Raw genomic sequence first — 21,944 nt, forward strand, 5'->3', positions numbered from 1 at the left:
GGATGCTGACCGCCCACACCGTCGCGCAGGTGCGCGCGGCCGAGGAGGCCGCGGCGGCGACCGTGGGGTGGGACGGCCTCATGCAGCGGGCGGCCGAGGCCCTCGCCGAGCGGCTGCTCGCCCTGCTCCCGGCGGGCGAGCCGGTGCTCGTCCTCGTCGGGCCCGGCAACAACGGTGGCGACGCCCTGTTCGCGGCCGCGCGCCTGGCCGGCCGGGGCCGGCGCGTGCAGCTGTGCCTGCTGGACCCCGACGCCGTGCACGCCGAGGGGCTCGAGGCCGCCACGACGGCGGGCGCTGAGCTCGTCGACGCGCCGGCGGGCCACCGTCACGTGGTCGACGCGGTATTCGGCATCGGGGCGCGTCCGGGCCTGTCCGGCCGCGCCGCCGACTGGGCGCGCTGGATCGACGCCGAGCGGCCGTTCGTCCTGGCGGTCGACGTCCCCTCGGGCATCGGCGTCGACGACGGCCGCCTCGACGGGCCGGCCGTCCGGGCCGACCACACGGTCACGTTCGCGACCCTCAAGCCGGGCCTGCTGCTCGGCCCCGCCGCCCACCTCGCCGGCACGATCGACGTCGCCGACATCGGCATGGACCTGTCCGGGCAGCCCGGGATCGAGTCGCTCGAGGCGCGCGACGGGGCGCTGTTCCGCGACCGGATCGTCCCCGGCCGCGACGCGCACAAGTACACGCGCGGCGTGGTCGGGATCCGCGCGGGCTCGCCGCAGTACGCCGGCGCCGCCCACCTCGCGGTCGCGGGCGCGCAGGCCGGACCCGCGGGCATGATCCGCTTCGTCGGCGCGCAGGAGCTGTCGCGCCGGGTCGTCGACCGCGCCCCCGAGGTCGTCGGGCGGCGCGGGCGGGTGCAGGCGTGGGTCGTCGGCCCCGGCGGCGAGGACACCCCCGCGCCGCTGTCGGCCGCGCTGCAGGACGAGGTCCCCGTCGTCGTCGACGCCACCGCGCTGCACCACCTGCCGGACGCGTTCGAGGTCGATGCCCTGCTGACGCCGCACGCGGGCGAGCTGGCCGCGCTGCTGAAGGTCGAGCGCGAGGCCGTCGAGGCCGAGCCCCTGCGCCACGCCCGCGAGGCCGCCGAGCGCTGGCGCGCGACGGTCCTGTTGAAGGGCCCGCGCACGCTCGTCGTCGCGCCCGACGGCCGCGTGCGGGTCAACCTGACCGGGACGCCGTGGCTCGGCACGGCCGGCGCCGGCGACGTGCTGGCGGGCTTCACCGGCTCCCTGCTGGCCTCGGGCCTCGACGCCTTCGACGCCGGCTCGGTCGGCGCCCTCCTGCACGGCCTGGCGGCCGAGCGCCTCGGCGGCCCGCTCGTGGCCTCCGACGTGGCTCGTGAGCTGCCCGCCGTGCTCCGCGACTTCTGTGAGGCGGTCGCGCCGGCCGGCGCGACGCGTCACACCAGGGAAGGGAAGCTCCCGTGAGCGCCAACGCCGAGCTCGTCATCGACCTCGACCAGTACCGCGACAACCTCGCCGCCCTGCGGGCCTACGCGCCGGAGGCGCTGCAGATGGCAGTCGTCAAGGCGAACGCCTACGGCCACGGGATGGCGCCGATGGCCCGCGCCGCTCGCCAGGGAGGGGCGGACTGGCTGGGCGTCGCGACGCCCGAGGAGGCGCTGGCGCTGCGGGCGGCGGGCGACGAGGGACCGCTGCTGTGCTGGCTCATGACGCCGGGGGTCCCGTTCGGCCGGCTCGCCGAGGCGGGCATCGACGTCACCGCCTCCACCGTCGAGCAGCTCGAGGCCATCGCCGACGCGTCCGACCGTCCGCGGGTGCAGGTCAAGGTCGACACCGGCCTGTCGCGCAACGGCGCCTTCGGTCCCGAGTGGGACGAGCTGGCCCGCGCGGCCGGTCGCCTGCAGGCCGCCGGCCGGGTCGAGATCACCGGCATCTGGTCGCACTTCGCGTGCGCCGACGAGCCCGGCCACCCCGCGAACGACCACCAGGAGGCGGTCTTCCGCGCCGCCGTCGACCAGCTCGCCGCGGAGGGCGTCACGACGCCGCTGCGCCACATCGCGAACTCCGCCGCGACGGTCGTGCGGCCGTCCTCGCACTTCGACCTCGTGCGGGTCGGCATCGCCTCCTACGGCCTCGATCCCGACCCCGCGGTCCCCGTCCCCGAGGTGCGTCCCGTCCTGACCGCGCGCACCGTCCTGGCCAACGTGAAGCGGGTCCCCGCCGGGGCCTCCGTCTCGTACGGCTGGCGCTGGACGGCCGAGCACGAGACGACGCTGGGGCTGGTCCCCGTCGGCTACGGCGAGGGCATCCACCGCACGGCCTCGAACAAGGCCCACGTGGGGTTCGCCGGGACGGCGGTGCCGGTGCGTGGCACGATCTGCATGGACCAGTTGGTCGTCGACCTCGGCGACCGGCCCGCGTCGATCGGCGACCCGGTCACGCTGTTCGGGCCGGGCGACGACGGCGAGCCGACCGCCGAGGACTGGGCCCGGGCCGCCGGCACGATCGGGTACGAGATCGTCACGCGGCTCGCCGGTCGCTGGTCCCGCACCTACCGAGGAGAACGATGAGATCGGTCGCCGCACGAGTCGCCGCCACCGCGGGCGCCTTCGCGGCCGCGGGCGTGGCGGGGGCCGCCGCGACCCGGCTCAAGAACCGCCAGACCGAGCGCCGCCGCCTGACCCGTGGCGAGGAGGTCCCGTTCGGCTCCGTCCGCGGTGACTCCTACTACGTCTCGGCCGCCGACGACGTCCCGATCCACGTCGAGATCGACGAGGGGCCGGCGCCGACGATCGTGTTCGTGCACGGCTGGATGTGCGACCTCGACACGTGGCACTTCCAGCGCCTCGCGCTGCGTGGGCACGCCCGCCTCGTCTTCATGGAGCAGCGCTCGCACGGGCGCTCGGGGCGCACCGGCCCGCGGAACTCCTCGCTGCACGACATGGCCGACGACCTGCGCCGCGTGATCGACACGCACGCCACCGAGGGTCCCGTCGTGCTCGTGGGCCACTCGATGGGCGGGATGACGATCATGCAGCTCGCGCCCGAGCTGTTCGGCGACCGCGTGACGGGCGTCGTCCTGGTCAGCACGAGCGCCGGCCAGCTCATGCGCCGCAGCCCGGCGCTGCGCTTCGCGGTGCCGCTCATCAAGGCGGCGACGCCGCTGCTGGACTGGGGCCGCGAGTTCAACAGCTACTCGGTGATCCGCCGCTGGGCGTTCGGCCCGCACGCGCAGCCCGCCGCGGTCGACATGGCCGACGAGATGATCCTGCGGGCGCCGACCTCGGTCATCCTCAACTTCCACGACAACTTCGTCGAGCTCGACCTCGGCGCCGGCCTCGGGGCGATCTCGCGGTGCCGCACGTCGGTCGTGTGCGGCACGCAGGACGTCATGACGCCGTTCTCGCACAGCCGCTGGTTGGCCCGGCACATCGAGGGCTCCGAACTGGTCCCGGTCAACGAGGCCGGTCACATGGTCATGCTCGAGGAGCACGAGCAGGTCACCGAGGCGATCGAGCGCGTCCTGAAGGACATCGCATGAGCGGGCGCCAGCGAGCGGACACGAGCACGGGCATGCCGGCGCTGCCGGACCGTGCCGCTGCTCTCGGGGCGGTGCCGGCATGACGCGGGAGCTGGACGTCGACCTGGCCGGTCCGGACCGCGCCGAGGAGGTCGTCGGGGTCATCCATCGCGCCTTCGCGGCGCGGCCCGTGCTGGACCCGCCGGCCACCGCCGGCGACGAGACCGTCGAGACCGTCGCCGCCGCGTTGGAGCGGGACGGCGGCCTCATCGCGATGCGCCGCGGCCTGCCGCTCGGCGCGATCCTGTTCGACCGCTCGCGGCCGGGCCTCATGGGGCTGCGCCGGGTCAGCGTCGACCCGCTCGGGCGCGACCGTGGCGTCGCCTCGGCGATGGTCGGCGTGGCCGAGGACGTCGCGGAGGAGGCCGGCATGGACGGCATCTGGCTGCACGTGCGCGAGGAGCTCCCCGACAACCTGCGCTTCTGGAGCCACCGCAAGTACCTGCCGGTGCGCCGCGACGGCACCACGATCGAGATGGGCAAGACGCTGTGGCTCGCCCGCGAGGTCCCCGACGCCGAGGCGATGCAGGACCTCGCGCACCGTGTCGCCGGGCTGCTGCGCGCAGGGGACCTGCTCGTGCTCACGGGCGACCTCGGCGCGGGCAAGACCACGTTCACGCAGGGCCTCGGCGAGGCGCTCGGGGTGCGCGGGCCCGTGACCTCGCCGACGTTCGTCATCGCGCGCACGCACCCGAGCCTCGTGGGCGGCCCCGCCCTCGTCCACGTGGACGCGTACCGTCTCGGCGACGCGGCCGAGATCGACGACATCGACCTCGACGCCACCACGGACGAGTCCGTCACGGTCGTCGAGTGGGGCGCCGGCATGGCGGAGCAGCTCTCCGACAGCTGGCTGTCGATTTCGATCGAGACGCGTCCCGCGAGCCCGGGGGACCCGATCGGCACCTCCTCGGGCGTCGTCTCCGAGGACATGCGGGTCGTCACGATCCGGCCGCACGGACCTCGCTGGCTCGGCGTCCCGCTGCGCAGCACGATCCTGGCCTGACGTCCACGTCGGACCCTCGATCCCCGCGCAACTAGGCTGTAGCCCGTGCTCCTGCTCGCGTTCGACACCGCCACGCCGTCGATCTCGGTGGCCGTCCACGACGGCTCGTCCGTCGTCGGCACCTCCACCGGCGAGGGCGCCATGGCGCACGGTGAGCTGCTGGCCCCCGCGATCGCCGAGGCCCTGCGCGCCGCCGGCGCCACGGCCGCCGACCTCACCGACGTCGCCGTGGGGGCCGGCCCCGGCCCGTTCACGGGCCTGCGCGTCGGCGTCGTGACGGCGCTGACGCTGGGCCGGACGCTCGGCGTGACGACGCACGGCGTGTGCTCGCTCGACATCCTCGCGGCCGAGGCCGCCGACCGGCTCGACGGCGAGTTCGTCGTGGCCACGGATGCGCGCCGCAAGGAGGTCTACTGGGGCCGCTTCGACGCCACCGGCACGCGGCTGAGCGGGCCCGACGTCGACTTCCCCGACACCGTCGCGCAGCTCGGACTGCCCGTCGTGGGCCGCGGCGGCAAGCTCTACGCCGACCGGCTCGACTGGGTCGAGTCGGCACCCCTCGACCCGTCCGCCTCCGCGCTCGCGACGCTCGTGGCCTCCGGTCGCCACCGCGACCTGCCGCTCGAGCCGCTGTACTTGCGCCGACCCGACGCGACCCCGCAGGTCGCGGCGAAGCCCGCATGATCCGAGCCGCCGGCCTGCGCGACCTCGACACCCTCGAGTCGATCGAGCGGGCCAGCTTCGGGTCCGACGCGTGGAGCGCCGCGCAGCTGCGCGACGAGCTGCAGGACGACCGCATCGTGCTCGTCCACGTCGACGAGTTCGGCGTGCAGGGCTACGCCTCGATCCGGCTCTTCGTCCCCGAGGCCGAGCTCATGCGCATCGGCGTGGGCCTGGGCTCGCGCCGCCAGGGCGTCGGCTCGCGACTGCTCGAGGCCGTCGAGGACGCCGCCCGGTCGCGCGGCGCCGAGCGGATGCTGCTCGAGGTCGCCGACGACAACGAGCCCGCGTTGGCCCTCTACCGGCGAGCGGGCTACCGCGAGACGGGCCGCCGCCGCGGCTACTACCGCTCGGGCGCCGATGCCGTGCTGATGGACCGGCGGCTGACGTGAGCTCGCTGGTCGAGTCGATCCGCGCCTGGCCGTGGGTGTGGGCCTGGCTCGCGTTCTTCGCGATCGTGCTGCTGCGCGCCGGCGCGACGTACCTGATCGGCCGCGGGATCGCCGCCGGCGTGCTGCGCGACCGCGAGCCGGGCCCCAAGGTGCGCCGCGCCATGGAGCACGTGCAGCGCTGGGGGCCGCCCGCCGTGACCGTGAGCTTCTTCACGGTCGGCGCGCAGACCGCCGTGAACCTCGCGGCCGGGCTGGCGCGCATGACGGGACCTCGCTACCTCACCGGCCTGGTGCCCGGGGCGGCGATCTGGGCGACCATCTGGGCGACGATCGGGATGAGCGCGTTCCTGGCCGTCTTCAGTGGCGGATCCGACCGCGCGGCGTGGGCGATCGTGCTGGTCGTGGTGCTCGTGGTGGCGCTGCTGCTGGCTCGCTCGATCCGGCAGGCCGACCCCGCGGGGGAGCGCGGGACCGACTGACGCGCGCCGGGCGGATGCCCCCGTCGCGTGGCAGGGTGGAGGCATGAGTGATCCCCGCAATCCAGCCCCGAACCCCTCCCAGTTCATGAGCCAGGACCCGCACGAGGACACCCTGATCGAGCGCGGCCCGCACGACCCGCTGGACGAGGGCCTGACCCCGCCGGAGAAGTGGTCGGCCGGTGAGGGCTTCGGCACGACCGTCGACGAGTACCGCCGCGGGGAGTCCTTCGAGCAGCGCCTCTCGCAGGAGGAGCCCGACATCGATCCCGACGCCGAGTGGACCGAGGACGACCTCGACGACGGCGAGGTCGGCAACGGCCGCTCCGGCCGCCTCGTGGACCCCGACGGCGGCATCGGCGAGGACCACGTGCACGAGCTCGTGGGCGACGACGTGGGCGTCGACGGCGGTGCCGCGAGCGCCGAGGAGGCCGCCGTCCACATCGTCGAGGAGGACTGACCATCCGGCGCGACGTCCCGGGCGGCGCGCCCGCCGCGGGCGCCCCGGGACGTCGCGTCGGAACCGTCCTCGGTGAACGCGCGTGCACTAGGGTTCTGGCATGCGCGACGTGACCTACCCGCCGATCATCCTGACGGCGAAGACGCTGTTCAAGGCCCTCGGCATGTCGTTCCAGACCTCCGGCACCCACCACATCCCGCGCGAGGGCGGCGCCATCCTGGCGTCCAACCACGTCAGCTACGTCGACTTCATCTTCAACGGCCTCGCGGCCCAGCCGTCCAAGCGCCTCGTTCGCTTCATGGCCAAGAAGGAGGCCTTCGACCACAAGGTCTCGGGCCCGATCATGCGCTCGATGCACCACATCCCGGTCGACCGCGCGCAGGGCGAGGGCTCGTTGCACGCCGCCGCCGACTACGCGCGCCGCGGCGAGATCGTCGGCATCTTCCCCGAGGCGACGATCAGCCGGTCCATGGAGGTCAAGGAGATCAAGACCGGCGCGGTCCGCGCCGCCGCGGAGGCCGGCGTCCCCCTCATCCCGATGGTCGTGTGGGGCACACAGCTGCTCAAGACGAAGGACCACGACGCCGACCTGCTCGGCCGCGGCAAGACGATCGCCCTGCACGTCGGCGAGCCGATCCCCGTGACGGGCGAGGACCCCGTCGCCGAGACCGCCGTGCTGCACCAGGCGCTGGCGGCCCTGTTGGACAAGGCGATCACCGAGTACCCCGTCTCGCCCGAGGGCCAGTGGTGGGCCCCCGCCCGCTACGGCGGCACCGCGCCCACGCCCGACGAGGCGCGCCGCATGGACCTCGAGGAGCGGGCCGCGCGCGAGGCCAGGCGCGCCCAGCGCGACTGAGCGACCGCCCGCCTGCGAGGATGGACCGGTGAGTGAGCCGCTGGTCCTGGGCATCGAGTCCTCCTGTGACGAGACCGGCGTGGGCATCGTGCGGGGCACCACCCTGCTCGCCCATGCCGTGGCGTCGAGCGTCGAGGAGCACGTGCGCTTCGGGGGAGTCGTCCCCGAGGTCGCCAGCCGTGCGCACCTCGAGGCGATGGTCCCGACCCTCGAGCAGGCCTACGAGCAGGCCGGCCTCGACGTCCGCGACGTCGACGCGATCGCCGTCACGAGCGGGCCCGGCCTGACCGGCGCGCTGCTGGTCGGCGTCGCCGCGGCCAAGGCGCTCGCCCTCGCGCACGACAAGCCGCTCTACGGCGTCAACCACCTCGCGGCGCACGTCGCGGTCGACCAGCTCGAGCACGGCCGCTACGACGAGCCCGTCATCGCCCTGCTGGTCAGCGGCGGCCACACCGAGCTGCTGCTCGTCAACGACATCGCCACGGACATCACGCTGCTGGGCGGCACGATCGACGACGCGGCGGGGGAGGCCTTCGACAAGGTCGCCCGGCTGCTCGGCCTGCCGTACCCCGGTGGCCCCGAGATCGACCGCGTGGCCCGCGACGGCGACCCGACGGCGATCGACTTCCCTCGCGGCCTGACCACGGGGCGCGACCTCGAGCGGTACCGGTGGGACTTCTCGTTCTCCGGCCTCAAGAGCGCCGTCGCCCGCCACGTGCAGCACGAGCAGCGGATGGGCCGCGAGGTCGACGTGCCCGACGTGGCGGCCTCGTTCCAGGACTCGGTGTGCGACGTGCTGAGCCGCAAGGCGATCAAGGCGTGCCTCGAGCACGACGTCCCGCGCCTCATCCTCGGTGGCGGCGTCGCGGCCAACGGCCGGCTGCGCCACTTCGTGCTGGAGCGCGCGGCCGCCGCGGGCGTCGAGGTGCGCATCCCGCCGCCGTCGCTGTGCACCGACAACGGCGCGATGGTCGCGGCGCTCGGCGCCGAGGTGGTCCGTCGCGGCATCGCCCCCTCGCCGCTCGACCTGCCGGTCGACTCGAGCCTGCCGGTCACCCGCATCGTCGCCTGACGGGGTTCCCGGCCGCCCGGTCGCCGGTCGGTTCCGCGACTGGCGCAAAGATGCCCGCCACTCGCCGAGTGGCGGGCGGATCTGCGCCACTCGCGACCCCGGTTCGCGCCACTCGGCGGACGTCAGGCGCGATGGCGGCGGAAGCGCACGACGTCGCCGGGCCGGGCCTGCGCGAGCAGGTCGGTGTCGGCGTCCGGGACGACGCCGATGACGGGATAGCCGCCGGTGACCGGGTGGTCGGGGCCGAGCACCACTGGCCGCCCGGACGTGGTCACCTGGACGCTGCCGCGGATCACCGGCTCGCTCGGCAGCTCGCCGTCGCGTGCCCGCTGCAGTGCCGGTCCGTCCAGTCGGACGCCGATCCGGTCCGACACCGGATCCACCCGCCACGGCGCCGACAGCAGCGTCGCGACGGCGTCGGGCGTGAACCAGTCGTCGCGTGGGCCGAGCACGACGCGCACCGTGACCTCACCCGAGGCGAGCGCGGCGGGGTAGGCCTCGAGCGACACGGCGCCGGTCGGTCGCCCCACCGTCAGCTCGGCGCCCGCGGTCAGCGGATCGGGGCCGAGCGCCGCGAGCGTGTCCGTGCTGCGGCTGCCGAGCACCGCCGGGACCGTGAGGCCGCCGGCGACCGCGAGGGTCCAGCGCAGCCCCACTGCCGGTGCGCCCAGCCGCAGGACCTGGCCGCGTCGCAGTGACAGCACGCGGCCGGAGTCGACGGGCGTCCCGTCGACCGCCAGGGGCCCGGCCGCGCCGGTCACGGCGACGACGTGCGCCGCGGTGGCGACGACGGCCAGCCCGCCACCGAGCGCCTCGACGACGGCGGCGTCGTGCGGGTTGCCGACGAGCGAGTTCGCCTCGCGCATCGCCCGCCGGTCGAACGCGCCGGACGGTCCCACGCCGAGGTCCGAGAGGCCCGAGCGGCCGAGGTCCTGCACGAGCGACAGCGGCCCGGGCTCCAGCACGCGCAGGCTCATGGGAGACCTCCGGTGTCGACGAACCGGACCCGGTCGCCGGGGTGCAACAGGGCGGGATCCTCGCGACCGAGGTCCCACAGGGTCGCGTCGGTGCGGCCGATCAGCTGCCAGCCGCCGGGGGAGGGGCGGGGGTAGACGCCGCTGAACCGCCCGGCCAGCCCGACCGAGCCGGCCTCGACGCGCGGCCGGGGGCGCCCGAGTCGCGGCACCTCCAGCGACGGGTCCCCGCCGGTCAGGTACGCGAATCCCGGCGCGAAGCCCGCGAAGCCGACGGTCCACGCCGTGGCGGTGTGCCGCCGCACGACCTCCTCGGCCGGGAGGCCGCAGTGCGCGGCCACCGCGGCCAGGTCGGGCCCGTCGTAGACCACGCGGATCTCGACGTCACGACCTTCGTGCACCTCGACCTCGGAGACGTCCGTCGCGGCGACGGTGGCGCGCAGGTCGGCAGGCCGGCCGCGCAGCAGGACCGTGGTGGCGCCGAGGACGGGACGGTGATCGGCCAGGGCGGCGTGCCAGTGACGCGCCTCGTCCGCGTCGGCGCAGTCGAGCAGCACGGCGCGGTCGCCGCAGGGCAGGACGCGCATGTCAGCCGAACGCCGCCACGGTCACGCCCTCGTCCTCGAGCACGCCGCGGACGCGCGCGAGCAGCGTCTCGGCGCCCGGGCTGTCGCTGTGGACGCACAGGGAGTCCACGGTCCCGACGAGGGAGAGGGCCTGGGCCGCGGCCGCCTCCGGGTCGGTCAGCACGGCGCCGGGACGGTCCCGGGGGACGAGCGAGCCGTCGGCGTCGTACGCGCGGTCGGCGAAGCCCTCGAGCACGACCGGGACGCCCTGGTCGGTGGCCATCCGCAGCGCGAGCGAGCCCGGCATCCCGACCAGCGGGAGCAGCGAGCCCTCGGCCAACAGGGCCTCGACGACCGCCGACGCCTGGTGGGGGTCGTGCGCGATCCGGTGGTAGAGCGCGCCGTGCGGCTTCACGTACGTGACGAGCCCGCCGACCTCCCCGGCGAGCTCGGTCAGGTGGTCGATCTGGTGCAGCACCTCGTCGGCGAGGTCGCGCGGCGCGAGGTCGATCGCGCGGCGGCCGAACCCCTCGCGGTCGCGATAGCCGACCTGCGCCCCGATCGCGACGCCGTGCTCCACGGCCGCCTCGCACGTGGCGCGGATGAGGTCGTCGTCGCCCGCGTACGCGCCGCAGCAGACGTTCGCGCTCGTGACGAGCGGGAGCAGCCGGCGGTCCTCACCCGACTTCCACCGCTCGGCCGACTCGCCGAGGTCCACGTTGAGGTCGACGGTGCCGGGCATGGCCCGACGCTACCGCGTCCGGCGCTCTCAGCGGATCGGGTCGACGAGGAAGACGCGGCCCTCGCCGGCGACCCGGGTGAGGACGATCGTGGCGGGACGGGCGCCCTTGAGCTTGAGGCGGGCGACGAGCTGCTCGGGGACGACGTCGACGCCGCGCTTCTTGACCGTGAGCGTGCCGACGTCACGCTCGCGCAGCGCGGCGCGCAGCTGCTTCTCGCGGAAGGGCAGCTCGGCCTCGATCCGGAAGGCGCGGCCGAACGGGGCGGCGTCGGCGCGGTCGGTCGTGATCCACGCGATGTGGGGGTCGAGCAGGTGGCCGCCGAGGTCCTGCGCGAGCTCGGCCACCAGGCCGGCGCGGATCACGGCGTCGTCCGGCTCGACGAGGTGCGCCAGCGGGTCGCCGGTCGAGGTCACCGCGTCACGAGACGCCAGGGTCGCGCCCGACGGGAGCACCGTCGCGCGCCGCTGGGCCGGCAGGTCGAATCCCGCGCCCCAGAGGCACGCCTCCACCAGGTCACCCCCGTCCGAGACCCACTCGGCCTGCACGCCCGGCGGGACCGCGTCGTGCGCGATCCCCGGCATGACCTTCGCGAGCGCCCGCCCGGCGAGCAGGCCGGTGACGAAGTCCCACGCCGGCACGAGCGCGTCGAGGGAGAACGTGCGGCCGGCGCCGTCGCGGCGGGCCGGGTCGACGAACGCGACCTCGTCGTCGCCGATCGCGGTGGCGGTGGCGTCGCCGACCTCGATCTCGCCGCCCAGCCCGAGCGCCGCGAGGTTCGCTCGCGCCATCGCCGCGCGGACCGGGTCCTGCTCGATGCCGCGGACCGCCAGCCCGGCCCGAGCGCACGCGACGAGGTCGCCGCCGATCCCACAGCCGAGGTCCACGACGGAGGTCGCGCCGAGCGCCACGAGCCGCGCCGCGCGGTGGGCGGCCACCGGCGCGCGGGTCGCCTGCTCGAGCGCGTCCGGCACGAAGTACATGTGCTCCGCGTCGGGCCCGAACTTGACCGCCGCGCGGCGCCGCAGGGCATGCTGGGACATGGCCGCGGCGACGAGCTCGGCCGGGTGCTCGCGCCGCAGCCGGGTGCCCAGCGCGAGATCGGACTCGGTGCCGGACCGCTCGGCGATCACGGCGAGCAGCTCCTGGCCGGCGGGCGCGAGCAGGGCGTCGAACGTCGCGGGATCCACCCGTCGAGTCTCCCATCGCGCGCGCGTGGGGCGCGATTAGCACTCCCTTGGGGCGAGTGCCAACGCGGTGCTACGCTGACGTTGGCACTCCCGATGAGCGAGTGCCAACCCGAACGTTTCCGTCCGAAAGGGGAGGTCGACCAGTGTCGGTCACCATCAAGCCGCTCGAAGATCGCATCGTCATCAAGGCCGGAGAGGCCGAGCAGACCACCGCGTCGGGTCTCGTCATCCCCGACACCGCCAAGGAGAAGCCGCAGGAGGGCGAGGTCGTGGCCGTGGGCCCCGGTCGCGTCAGCGACAGCGGCGAGCGCATCCCCGTCGACGTGGCCGTCGGCGACCGCGTCCTGTTCAGCAAGTACGGCGGCACCGAGGTCAAGCACGCCGGCGAGGAGTACCTCATCCTCAACGCGCGCGACGTGCTCGCCGTCATCGCCTGAGTCCACCCGCCAACCTTCCTAGGGAGCACTCATGCCCAAGATCCTGGAATTCGACGAGAACGCACGCCGCGCCCTCGAGCGTGGCGTCGACAAGCTCGCCGACACCGTCAAGGTGACCCTCGGCCCCAAGGGCCGCTACGTCGTCCTCGACAAGAAGTGGGGCGCCCCCACGATCACGAACGACGGCGTGTCCGTCGCCCGTGAGGTCGAGCTCGACGACCCGTTCGAGAACCTCGGCGCCCAGCTGGCCAAGGAGGTCGCCACCAAGACGAACGACGTCGCCGGTGACGGCACGACGACCGCCACGGTGCTGGCCCAGGCCATGGTCCACGAGGGCCTGCGCGCCGTCGCGGCCGGCGCCAACCCGGTCGGCCTGAAGAAGGGCATCGAGGCCGCCGTCGAGGCCGTCACGAACGAGCTGCACACCCGTGCGCGCGCCGTCGACTCGGTCTCGGACATGTCCGCCGTCGCCACGGTGTCCAGCCGTGACTCGGTCATCGGCGAGCTCATCGCCGAGGCGTTCGACAAGGTCGGCAAGGACGGTGTCATCACCGTCGAGGAGTCCAACACCATGGGCACCGACCTCGAGTTCACCGAGGGCATGCAGTTCGACAAGGGCTACCTGTCCCCGTACATGGTGACCGACACCGAGCGCATGGAGGCCGTCCTCGACGATCCCTACATCCTCGTGAACCAGGGCAAGATCTCGGCCGTCGCCGAGCTCCTGCCGCTGCTGGAGAAGGTCGTCCAGTCGGGCAAGAGCCTGTTCATCATCGCCGAGGACATCGAGGGCGAGGCCCTGTCGACGATCGTCGTCAACAAGATCCGCGGCACGTTCACGTCCGTCGCGGTCAAGGCCCCGGCCTTCGGCGACCGCCGGAAGGCGATGCTGCAGGACATCGCGACCCTCACCGGCGCGACCGTCGTCACCCCCGACGTCGGCCTCAAGCTGGACCAGGTCGGCCTCGAGGTGCTCGGCACCGCCCGTCGCGTCGTCGTCACCAAGGACGACACGACGATCATCGACGGCGGCGGCGACCAGGCCGAGGTCGAGGGCCGCGTGGCCCAGATCAAGGCCGAGTTCGAGCAGACCGACTCCGAGTGGGACCGCGAGAAGCTCCAGGAGCGCCTCGCCAAGCTGGCCGGTGGCGTCTGCGTCATCCGCGTCGGCGCGGCCACCGAGGTCGAGCTCAAGGAGAAGAAGCACCGCATCGAGGACGCCGTCTCGGCGACCCGCGCGGCCATCGAGGAGGGCATCGTCCCCGGTGGTGGCTCCTCGCTCGTCCACGCCGTCGGCGTGCTGGACAAGGACCTGAACCTGACCGGCGACGAGGCGCTCGGCGTCCGGATCGTCCGCAAGGGCGCCGACGCCCCGCTGGAGTGGATCGCCCGCAACGGCGGCGAGTCCGGCGAGGTCGTGGTGTCGAAGGTCCGCGAGTCCGGCGAGGGCTACAACGCGGCCACGGGCGAGTACGGCGACCTGCTCGCGCAGGGCATCCTCGACCCGGTCAAGGTCACGCGCTCGGCGCTCGCGAACGCGGCCTCGATCGCGGCCATGCTGCTCACCACCGAGACGCTCGTGGTGGACAAGCCGGCCGACGAGGACGACGCGCACGCCGGTCACAGCCACTGATCGACCGATCACCGCGAACGGCCCCGGGCACTGCGCCCGGGGCCGTTCGTCGTGCCGTGACGGTTTCCCCGGTTAGGTAGGAAAGCTGTCACTGAACGAGTGTTGCGAACCCCCGGAAGTGACAGGAAACCTCGCTCAGTCGAGCCGGAGAGGCCGCCCCGGTAGCCTGCAGCCGATGGCCATCACGATCACCGAGGAGTTCGAGCGCGCGCTCGAGATTCTCGAGTCCGGCGGGAACCTGTTCCTCACCGGCAAGGCCGGCACGGGCAAGTCCACGCTGATCCGGCACTTCATGGAGCACACCGACCGCCGCGTCGTGGTCGCGGCGCCCACCGGCATCGCGGCGCTCAACGTCGCGGGTCACACGATCCACCGGCTCTTCGGCTTCCGCAGCACGACGACACTCGAGGACGTCCGCTCCGGCGACTACCGGCCGGGTCGCTTCACCCGCACGCTGAGGTCCCTGCAGACCCTCGTCATCGACGAGGCCTCGATGGTCCGCGCCGACCTGTTCGACCTGCTGGCCGCGGCCCTCGTGCGCTTCGGCCCGCACCCGGAGCGCCCGTTCGGCGGCGTGCAGCTCGTGCTCGTGGGCGACCTGCTGCAGCTGCCGCCCGTGGTCCCGGACGCGCTCTCCGACTTCTTCTCCAGCCGTTACGAGACCCCCTACTTCTTCTCCGCCGACACCTTCGACGCGGCGACGTTCCCGACCGTCGCGCTGACGACCGCGTTCCGCCAGCTCGGCGACGATCGGCTGACCGCCCTGCTCAACGCCGTGCGCGAGGGAGTCCTGCTCGAGCACGCGCGCGCGGACCTCAACACGCGCGTCGACCCCGACTTCGAGCCACCCGAGGACGAGCTGTGGCTCACCCTCGCCCCGTCGAACCGCGTCGTGTCCGCGCGCAACCGGGAGCGGCTCGAGCGCCTGCCGGGGGAGGAGGTGCGCAGCGTCGCCGTCGAGTCCGGTGACCTGGCGCTGTTCGACCCGCCCACCGATCGCGAGCTCGTCCTCAAGGTCGGCGCGCAGGTCATGATGCTGACGAACGACCCGTCCGACCGCTGGGTGAACGGCACGCTGGGGCGGATCGTCGCGCTCGCGCACGAGGAGGGCCGGCTCGTCGCGACCGTCGAGTTCGCCGACGGCTCGACCGCCGAGGTCGGCCCGTACGCGTGGGAGGTGCAGCGGCCCGTCGTGTCGGGAGGCCACCTGACGAACGAGGTCGTCGGCGTCTTCACCCAGCTGCCGTTCAAGCTGGCGTGGGCCATCACGATCCACAAGAGCCAGGGCCAGACGATCGACCGGCTCGTCGTCGACCTGTCCGGCGGGGTCTTCGCGACCGGTCAGGTCTACGTGGCGCTGAGCCGGGCGACGTCGCTCGACGGCCTGGTGCTCAAACGGCCCGTGGAGCCGCGCCACCTGCGCACGGACCGGCGGATCCTGCGGCATTTGCACGCCTCGACCGTGCACGGGGAGGCGCGGGCGTGTGCGATCGCCGTGTGCCTCGTGGGGGACGAGGGCACGTTCTCGCGGCCCCGGCCCGTCGAGCTCGCCGTCGTGTTCGAGGACGACACGGCGATCACGACGCTCGTCGACCCACAGCGGGACCTCGGCGACGCGCGGACGGCCTTCGGGATCACCGCGGACGACGTGTTGCTCGCGCCGACCCTCGACCAGGCCTGGTCGACGATCGCGCCGCTGCTCGAGGGGCTCGTCCCGGTGGGTGTCGGCATCGACGAGACCCTCGCGACGATCGACTTCGAGCTCAAGCGACTGGCGTGCACGTGGCCGATGCCGGTGGGCGTGGAGGTCCCACGGGACGCGCTGACCGACGACGAGCTCAGTGGGCTGCGATCAGGACGGGCCCTCGACCGGGCGCGCGCGGCGATGGGCGCCCACCGCAGGCTCGGCACGGGCTCCGGCTCGCCCTTCGCCCACGCGGAGCTCGTGGTCGACGAGCCGCACCACCTGCTCACCCGCGACGCCGACGTCCCCGTCGCCGCCTCGGACGCGATGCCGACGCTCTCGGCGATCGTGGAGGTGAGCCGCGTGCTCGGTCGGGTCCTGCTCGGTGGCGACGCCTCGGCGGTCGAGGTCGACGAGGCGGCGCGCGTGGCGGCGGGGGAGGCGGTCGCCCATCGCGTCGCCGCGGCAGCGGCCCGGGCGTCGCGGCTCTCCCCGGAGCTCGTCCAGCGGCTGCGCGACGTGGAGGCCGTGCTGGGCAGCACCTTCGTGGACGACGTCATGGCCTCGGTGTCCGGCGCCCAGCCCGAGCCCGCCGAGGTCCTCGTGCCCGGCGCTCGGGTGTGCTTCACGGGCAGCGCCCTGACCGGTCAGGGCCGGGTCCTGTCGCGGGAGGACATGACCGATCTCGCGGTCCGCCGTGGCCTCGAGCCGGTCGCGAACGTCACGAAGACGCGCTGCGACGTGCTCGTCGTCGCCGAGGCGGGCACCCAGTCGGGCAAGGCGCGCAAGGCCCGGGACTTCGGCACGCCCGTCCTCACCGCGGCCGAGTTCCTCGCGTGGGCCGGCCTGGACTGAACGAGGCTTCCTGTCACTGAACGTGGTGCGCAACCCTCGTTCAGTGACAGTTTCCCTACTCAACCGGGGAAACCGTCACCCCGGCCCATGCCCCGCGCGCGCGGTCCCGGGCCGGTGTCCGAGCCCGTTGATACGACTTCGTCCATGACGACGCCAGCGATCACCTGCCCGTGGTGGTGCACCGATCACCGCCGCGGCGACACCGTCGAGGACGAGCAGCACGCTCGCCTGTTCCCCGCGCCCGCCGGCACGTGGGTCGCGATCCTGCTCGGCGGCCTGCCGCGCGACCGGCCCGAGCTCGCGTGGGGCGCCGAGGCCTACCGGCCGGACGGCGAGGACGCACGCGCCTTCGCGGCCGCCCTGCTGCAGGCGGCCGACCTGTTCGATCGGCTCGCGGCCGAGCCGGGACGGGCGCCGTGACGACGGCGGGGCCTCAGCGCGCCTCGGCCTCCATGAGGGCACGCACCTCGACGAGCAGCTCGCCCAGGGGCAGCTCGAAGGCGTCCTCGAGCGCCAGCAGGGTGTCCAGGCTGGGATTGGCCGAGCTGCGGCCCACGCCGGTGTTGTTGTTGTTCCGGTTGTTCTCCAGGTTCTGCACCTGGTTGCGGCTCAGTCCCGCGCGGTGCGCGAGCTGCTCCTGCGTCCAGCCCTGGTCCTCGCGACGGCGTCGCAGCCAGGTGGCGAACCATCCGGCGATCTCGGCGGTGTGGGTCGAGGGCGTGCGCTTGGGCATGCACAACAGCATGGGTGCAATGCCCAATCGAATCAGCCCAATGTCATGGGTAGTCCCGATTTACGGATCGACGAAGACGTCGCAGGCCCGGATCCCCAGCGCGTGTGCCACGGCCAGCACCACGTCCAGTCGGAACGCCGGCGTGCGCGTGACGGGCTCGGCCTCGAGGTTCTGGATCGTGTTGCGGTGCACGCCGGCGCGCTCGGCCAGCTGCTCCTGCGTGAGCCCGTGCGCCCGCCGCGCCTCGCGCAGGCGCACCGAGAGGCGGCGCAGGGTGGTGGCGTAGTCGGGCGGCACCTGGATCGACGTCACGCCCAATACGATGGCGCGCCGCACCGACAGGAGTCAGCACATCGCCCTGTGTTTTCGAACCCGTGACCCGTCTCACATTCTATGTTACATTCACGATGTCACATTCGACGTGCCCGAGGAGATCGTCATGACCGTCACCGATCACGACGCCGCGCAGTTCCGTGAGTCCATCGACATGGACACCGAGCTCGAGCGCCTGTTGGACTCCGCCGCCGTCCTGTCGTATGACCCCGACCGGGAGATCGACTGGGACGCGCCGCTCGACCCGCACAAGTACGGCCTCAACCCCGAGTGGTCCACGCTCTACGGCACGCCGCTGTGGGACGAGATGACCGAGCAGCAGCGCATCGACCTGACCCGCCACGAGGTCGGCTCCATCATGAGCACCGGCATCTGGTTCGAGACGATGCTGCAGTCGATGGTGCTGCGCTCGCAGTACTCCGCCGACTACGGCGACCCCGAGTTCCGCTTCGCGCTCACCGAGATCGCCGACGAGTGCCGCCACTCGCTCATGTTCAGCAAGACCTGCAGCAAGATGGGCGTCCCGCACTACCGCCCGCGCCGGCTGTTCCACGAGCTGGCCCGCGTCTTCCGCACCACGGCGAACGGCGAGATGTCGTACGCCGCGATCCTGGTCGCCGAGGAGGTGCTCGACATCATGCAGCGCGACTGGATGCGCGGCGAGAACGTGCTCGACGAGGTCCGCACCACGAGCAAGATCCACGTGGTCGAGGAGGCGCGCCACATGAAGTTCGCGCGCATCGAGATCAAGGAGCACCTGCGCGGCGTCTCCAAGCCGCGGCGGCACCTGGCCGCGATCGCGATCTCGGTCGTCGCCGCGATCATCGTGGACTCGCTCGTCAACGAGGACGTCTACGCCAACGTCGGCCTCGACGCCGAGCGGGCCAAGGCCGCGGCGCGCGACAACGTGCACCACCAGAACCTCATGCGGATGAGCTGCGTGCACCTCATGGACTTCCTGTCCGAGGTCGGCCTGCTGACGCCTGCCGCGATGCGGATGTACCGCCGCGTCCACATGCTCTGAGCCCGCGCCGAGCCGACCCGAGAGAGCACCCGTGGCCTACGCGATCACCCAGTCCTGCTGCAAGGACGCCTCGTGCGTGTCCGTCTGCCCCGTGGACTGCATCCACCCCACCCCCGACGAGCCGGACTTCGGCACGGCCGACATCCTCTACGTCGACCCGCAGGCCTGCATCGACTGCGGCGCGTGCGCCGACGCGTGCCCCGTCGCGGCGCCCAAGCCGATCGACCTGCTGCGCGGCGGCGAGGAGGTCTTCGCGCAGCTCAACGCGGCGTACTACGAGCAGCGCCCCGAGCACGAGGCCCCGCGCACGCACACGTGGGACGAGATGGGCGGCGACCTCGAGCGGCAGCTGACGGTCGCGATCGTGGGCACCGGCCCGGCCGCCGCGTACACCGCGCGCGAGCTGCTGCTGTCGACCGATGCGCGGATCACGATGATCGACCGGCTCCCGGTCCCGGGCGGCCTCGTGCGCGGGGGCGTGGCGCCCGACCACACCGACACCAAGAAGTTCTCGGGGATCTTCCACTGGGCGTACAAGCACCCGCGCACCACGATGATCATGAACGTCGAGGTCGGCCGGGACATCACGCACGAGGACGTGCTGCGCCACCACGACGTCGTCGTCTACGGTGTCGGCGCCCGCCTGGACCGGCCGCTGGGCGTGGCGGGGGAGGAGCTGCCCGGCGTGCTGGCCGCGCCCACCGTCGTCGGCTGGTACAACGGCGCGCTCGACGTGCCGGCCGCGGACGTGGTGATCGAGGGAGACCGGGTCGTGATCGTCGGCAACGGCAACGTCGCGCTCGACCTGGCGCGCCTGCTGCTGGAGGACCCCGAGGTCCTGGCGCGCACCGACATGGCCGATCACGCGCTTGCCGCATTCCGAAACCTCGACGTGCGCGAGGTCGTCCTGCTGGGACGGCGCGGCCCCTCGTACGCCGCCTTCACCCGGCCCGAGCTGCTGATGATGCCGCCGGGGATCGACGTCGTCGTCGCCCGCGACGGGCTCGCCGAGGCCGAGCTCGCCGAGGCACCCGAGGGCTCGAACGCCGAGGTCCTCGCGCGCCTGCCGCTCGTCGACGTCGACCTCACCGCTCCGCCGGGCGGGAGCCGCCGGCTCGTCTTCGCCTTCGGCCGCCAGGTGGTCGAGGTCGAGGGGGACGCGCGCGTCGAGGCGGTCCGGATCTCGCCCACCGGCGTGCCCGAGCAGGCGCAGACCGTGCCGTGCGGCACCCTCATCCGGTCCACGGGCCACCGCGGTGCGCCCGTGCCGGGCCTGCCGTTCGACGAGGCGACGCGCACGGTCCCGCACCGGGAGGGTCGCGTGATCGACCCCGCCACCGGGGAGCCCGTGCCGGGCACGTACGTCGTCGGCTGGATCAAGCGCGGCGCGACCGGCGGCATCGGCGCGAACCGCACGTGCGCGCACGAGACCGTCACCTCGATCGTCGCCGACGCCAACGCCGGCCGGATCCCGCACGCGCCGCGCAGCCGGCGCACGTTCGGTCCCTTCGTCCGCGCCACGGTGGGCCAGGTCGTGGGGCGCCGGCGCATGCTCGCGATCGAGAAGGCCGAGGAGCGCCGCGGCCGCGAGCAGGGCCGCCCGCGGGTCAAGTTCGACTCCGTCGAGGAGATGCTCAAGGTCAGCGCGATGACCAGCGTGCACTGACGTCCAGATCACGTCCCACCGGTTCGGGGTGCGTGAGGCGCGCGAGTAGAATCGGCTCATGGTGGGCATCCCCGACAAGTTCGCACCCCTCGGTCTGACCTACGACGACGTCCTGCTCCTCCCGGGCGAGACCGACGTCATCCCCAGCGAGGTCGACACCACGACGCGGCTCACGCGCGAGATCTCGCTGCGCATCCCGCTGCTGTCGAGCGCGATGGACACCGTGACCGAGTCGCGCATGGCCATCGCGATGGCGCGCGAGGGCGGCATCGGCATCCTGCACCGCAACCTCTCGATCGAGGATCAGGCGTACCAGGTGGACCTGGTCAAGCGCACCCAGACGGGCATGATCCCCAACCCCGTCACGATCGGCCCGAAGGCCACGCTCGAGCAGCTCGACGAGATCTGCGGCGAGTACCGCGTCTCGGGCCTGCCCGTCGTCGACGAGGACAACACGCTGCTCGGCATCGTCACCAACCGCGACCTTCGCTTCACGCCGGTCAAGGAGTGGGCCACCACGTTCGTGGGCGACGTCATGACCCACATGCCGCTCATCACCGGCCACGTCGGCATCAGCCACGAGGACGCCTCGGCCCTGCTGCGCCAGCACAAGCGCGAGCGCCTGCCCATCGTCGACGCCGACGGCAAGCTGGCCGGCCTCATCACCGTCAAGGACTTCGTGAAGTCCGAGCAGTTCCCGCTCGCCAGCAAGGACGCCGAGGGCCGCCTGCTCGTGGGCGCGGCCGTGGGCTTCTTCGGCGACTCGTACGACCGCGCCGGCGCCCTGATGGAGGCCGGCGTCGACGTGCTCGTCGTCGACACGGCGCACGGCCACGCCAAGGCGCTGCTGGACATGGTCCGCCGCCTCAAGGCCGACCCGGCGTTCGAGGGGGTGCAGATCATCGGCGGCAACGTCGCCACGCGCGCGGGCGCCCAGGCGCTCGTCGACGCCGGCGTCGACGCCGTCAAGGTGGGCGTCGGCCCCGGCTCCATCTGCACCACGCGCGTCGTCGCCGGCGTCGGCGTCCCGCAGATCTCGGCCGTGTACGAGGCTTCGCTGGCGGCCGAGCCGGCCGGCATCCCCGTCATCGCCGACGGCGGCCTGCAGTACTCGGGCGACATCGCCAAGGCCCTCGTCGCGGGCGCCGAGTCGGTCATGGTCGGCTCGCTGCTGGCCGGCTGCGAGGAGAGCCCGGGCGACCTGATCTTCGTGGCGGGCAAGCAGTACAAGGCCTACCGCGGCATGGGCTCGGTCGGCGCGATGGCGTCGCGCGGCAAGAAGTCCTACTCCAAGGACCGCTACTTCCAGGCCGACGTCACGAGCGACGACAAGATCGTCCCCGAGGGCATCGAGGGCCGCGTGGCCTACCGCGGCCCGCTCGCCACGGTCGCGCACCAGCTCATCGGCGGCCTGCACCAGTCGATGTTCTACGTCGGCTCGCGCACGATCCCCGAGCTGCGTGAGCGCGGCCGCTTCGTCCGCATCACGGCCGCGGGCCTCAAGGAGAGCCACCCGCACGACATCCAGATGACGGTCGAGGCGCCCAACTACACGATCCTGTGACCATCCCACCCCGCTGA

The 21,944-nt window shown here is 73.3% G+C and carries 23 protein-coding genes; 17 read left to right on the forward strand and 6 right to left on the reverse strand.

What is annotated here, in order from left to right:
- Nucleotides 1-2 precede the first annotated feature (2 nt).
- The 10 genes from AB3M81_RS02575 (at nucleotide 3) to tsaD (ending at nucleotide 8,528) form a co-directional block, all read left to right on the forward strand.
- Nucleotides 3-1,433 carry an NAD(P)H-hydrate epimerase gene (locus AB3M81_RS02575; protein ID WP_412902337.1) on the forward strand — a complete coding sequence of 477 codons (1,431 nt, stop codon included), beginning with the start codon at nucleotides 3-5 and terminating at the stop codon, nucleotides 1,431-1,433.
- Nucleotides 1,430-2,539, forward strand: a complete 1,110-nt coding sequence (alr, locus tag AB3M81_RS02580; RefSeq protein ID WP_412902338.1) for an alanine racemase — start codon at nucleotides 1,430-1,432, stop codon at nucleotides 2,537-2,539. Before AB3M81_RS02575 ends, alr begins: the two co-directional genes overlap by 4 nt.
- The gene (locus tag AB3M81_RS02585; RefSeq protein ID WP_412902339.1) at nucleotides 2,536-3,510 is read left to right on the forward strand and encodes an alpha/beta fold hydrolase; all 975 of its coding nucleotides are present in this window, start codon (nucleotides 2,536-2,538) and stop codon (nucleotides 3,508-3,510) included. The genes alr and AB3M81_RS02585 overlap by 4 nt, the downstream gene beginning before the upstream one ends.
- Nucleotides 3,511-3,589: 79 nt before the next feature.
- A complete protein-coding gene (tsaE, locus tag AB3M81_RS02590) occupies nucleotides 3,590-4,552 on the forward strand; it encodes a tRNA (adenosine(37)-N6)-threonylcarbamoyltransferase complex ATPase subunit type 1 TsaE (protein ID WP_412902340.1) in 963 nt (320 codons plus the stop codon).
- A 45-nt stretch (nucleotides 4,553-4,597) separates the two neighbouring features.
- Nucleotides 4,598-5,236 (forward strand): tRNA (adenosine(37)-N6)-threonylcarbamoyltransferase complex dimerization subunit type 1 TsaB, encoded by a 639-nt coding sequence (tsaB, locus tag AB3M81_RS02595; RefSeq protein WP_412902341.1) that lies wholly within the window; start codon nucleotides 4,598-4,600, stop codon nucleotides 5,234-5,236.
- The gene (gene rimI, locus AB3M81_RS02600) at nucleotides 5,233-5,664 is read left to right on the forward strand and encodes a ribosomal protein S18-alanine N-acetyltransferase (RefSeq protein WP_412902342.1); all 432 of its coding nucleotides are present in this window, start codon (nucleotides 5,233-5,235) and stop codon (nucleotides 5,662-5,664) included. Before tsaB ends, rimI begins: the two co-directional genes overlap by 4 nt.
- A complete protein-coding gene (locus AB3M81_RS02605) occupies nucleotides 5,661-6,143 on the forward strand; it encodes a DedA family protein (RefSeq protein ID WP_412902343.1) in 483 nt (160 codons plus the stop codon). The genes rimI and AB3M81_RS02605 overlap by 4 nt, the downstream gene beginning before the upstream one ends.
- Nucleotides 6,144-6,186: 43 nt before the next feature.
- Entirely contained in the window at nucleotides 6,187-6,600 is a 414-nt protein-coding gene (locus tag AB3M81_RS02610) for a DUF5709 domain-containing protein (protein ID WP_412902344.1), read from the forward strand.
- A 100-nt stretch (nucleotides 6,601-6,700) separates the two neighbouring features.
- A complete protein-coding gene (locus tag AB3M81_RS02615) occupies nucleotides 6,701-7,456 on the forward strand; it encodes a lysophospholipid acyltransferase family protein (protein ID WP_412902345.1) in 756 nt (251 codons plus the stop codon).
- A 28-nt stretch (nucleotides 7,457-7,484) separates the two neighbouring features.
- Nucleotides 7,485-8,528: a tRNA (adenosine(37)-N6)-threonylcarbamoyltransferase complex transferase subunit TsaD gene (tsaD, locus tag AB3M81_RS02620; RefSeq protein ID WP_412902346.1), complete on the forward strand. Its 1,044-nt coding sequence runs from the start codon at nucleotides 7,485-7,487 to the stop codon at nucleotides 8,526-8,528.
- A 122-nt stretch (nucleotides 8,529-8,650) separates the two neighbouring features.
- Here tsaD and AB3M81_RS02625 read toward each other — a convergent pair whose 3' ends face one another.
- From AB3M81_RS02625 to AB3M81_RS02640, 4 genes are read right to left on the reverse strand one after another with little or no spacing between them, the layout of a single operon-like run.
- The gene (locus AB3M81_RS02625; protein WP_412902347.1) at nucleotides 8,651-9,505 is read right to left on the reverse strand and encodes a 5-oxoprolinase subunit C family protein; all 855 of its coding nucleotides are present in this window, start codon (nucleotides 9,503-9,505) and stop codon (nucleotides 8,651-8,653) included.
- The gene (locus AB3M81_RS02630; RefSeq protein WP_412902348.1) at nucleotides 9,502-10,089 is read right to left on the reverse strand and encodes a 5-oxoprolinase subunit B family protein; all 588 of its coding nucleotides are present in this window, start codon (nucleotides 10,087-10,089) and stop codon (nucleotides 9,502-9,504) included. Before AB3M81_RS02630 ends, AB3M81_RS02625 begins: the two co-directional genes overlap by 4 nt.
- Before the next feature lies 1 nt (nucleotide 10,090).
- Entirely contained in the window at nucleotides 10,091-10,810 is a 720-nt protein-coding gene (locus AB3M81_RS02635) for a LamB/YcsF family protein (RefSeq protein WP_412902349.1), read from the reverse strand.
- Nucleotides 10,811-10,837: 27 nt separating this feature from the next.
- A complete protein-coding gene (locus AB3M81_RS02640; RefSeq protein WP_412902350.1) occupies nucleotides 10,838-11,998 on the reverse strand; it encodes a class I SAM-dependent methyltransferase in 1,161 nt (386 codons plus the stop codon).
- A 143-nt stretch (nucleotides 11,999-12,141) separates the two neighbouring features.
- Between AB3M81_RS02640 and groES the strand changes: the two genes are divergently transcribed.
- The 4 genes from groES to AB3M81_RS02660 all read left to right on the forward strand — a co-directional run bounded on the left by groES (nucleotide 12,142) and on the right by AB3M81_RS02660 (nucleotide 17,027).
- A complete protein-coding gene (gene groES / locus AB3M81_RS02645) occupies nucleotides 12,142-12,435 on the forward strand; it encodes a co-chaperone GroES (protein WP_412902351.1) in 294 nt (97 codons plus the stop codon).
- Nucleotides 12,436-12,466: 31 nt separating this feature from the next.
- Nucleotides 12,467-14,068: a chaperonin GroEL gene (groL, locus tag AB3M81_RS02650; protein ID WP_412902352.1), complete on the forward strand. Its 1,602-nt coding sequence runs from the start codon at nucleotides 12,467-12,469 to the stop codon at nucleotides 14,066-14,068.
- Between the two features lie 175 nt (nucleotides 14,069-14,243).
- Nucleotides 14,244-16,607 (forward strand): AAA family ATPase, encoded by a 2,364-nt coding sequence (locus AB3M81_RS02655; protein ID WP_412902353.1) that lies wholly within the window; start codon nucleotides 14,244-14,246, stop codon nucleotides 16,605-16,607.
- Between the two features lie 144 nt (nucleotides 16,608-16,751).
- Nucleotides 16,752-17,027 carry a hypothetical protein gene (locus AB3M81_RS02660; protein ID WP_412902354.1) on the forward strand — a complete coding sequence of 92 codons (276 nt, stop codon included), beginning with the start codon at nucleotides 16,752-16,754 and terminating at the stop codon, nucleotides 17,025-17,027.
- A 13-nt stretch (nucleotides 17,028-17,040) separates the two neighbouring features.
- Here AB3M81_RS02660 and AB3M81_RS02665 read toward each other — a convergent pair whose 3' ends face one another.
- Nucleotides 17,041-17,340, reverse strand: coding sequence for a helix-turn-helix domain-containing protein (locus AB3M81_RS02665; protein WP_412902355.1), 300 nt, complete (start codon nucleotides 17,338-17,340; stop codon nucleotides 17,041-17,043).
- 60 nt (nucleotides 17,341-17,400) lie between these two features.
- Nucleotides 17,401-17,652 (reverse strand): helix-turn-helix transcriptional regulator, encoded by a 252-nt coding sequence (locus AB3M81_RS02670; protein WP_412902356.1) that lies wholly within the window; start codon nucleotides 17,650-17,652, stop codon nucleotides 17,401-17,403.
- 127 nt (nucleotides 17,653-17,779) lie between these two features.
- On the opposite strand from AB3M81_RS02670, the gene AB3M81_RS02675 reads away from it, so the two are divergent.
- The 3 genes from AB3M81_RS02675 to guaB are packed head-to-tail and all read left to right on the forward strand — an operon-like array spanning nucleotide 17,780 to nucleotide 21,927.
- Nucleotides 17,780-18,697, forward strand: coding sequence for an AurF N-oxygenase family protein (locus AB3M81_RS02675; protein ID WP_412902357.1), 918 nt, complete (start codon nucleotides 17,780-17,782; stop codon nucleotides 18,695-18,697).
- 31 nt (nucleotides 18,698-18,728) lie between these two features.
- Nucleotides 18,729-20,363 carry a 4Fe-4S binding protein gene (locus tag AB3M81_RS02680; protein WP_412902358.1) on the forward strand — a complete coding sequence of 545 codons (1,635 nt, stop codon included), beginning with the start codon at nucleotides 18,729-18,731 and terminating at the stop codon, nucleotides 20,361-20,363.
- A gap of 58 nt (nucleotides 20,364-20,421) precedes the next feature.
- A complete protein-coding gene (gene guaB / locus AB3M81_RS02685) occupies nucleotides 20,422-21,927 on the forward strand; it encodes an IMP dehydrogenase (RefSeq protein ID WP_412902359.1) in 1,506 nt (501 codons plus the stop codon).
- The last annotated feature ends 17 nt before the right edge of the window (nucleotides 21,928-21,944 follow it).

Origin of the sequence: Aeromicrobium jepli, from assembly GCF_047246605.1 — a bacterium.
Lineage (GTDB): Bacteria > Actinomycetota > Actinomycetes > Propionibacteriales > Nocardioidaceae > Aeromicrobium.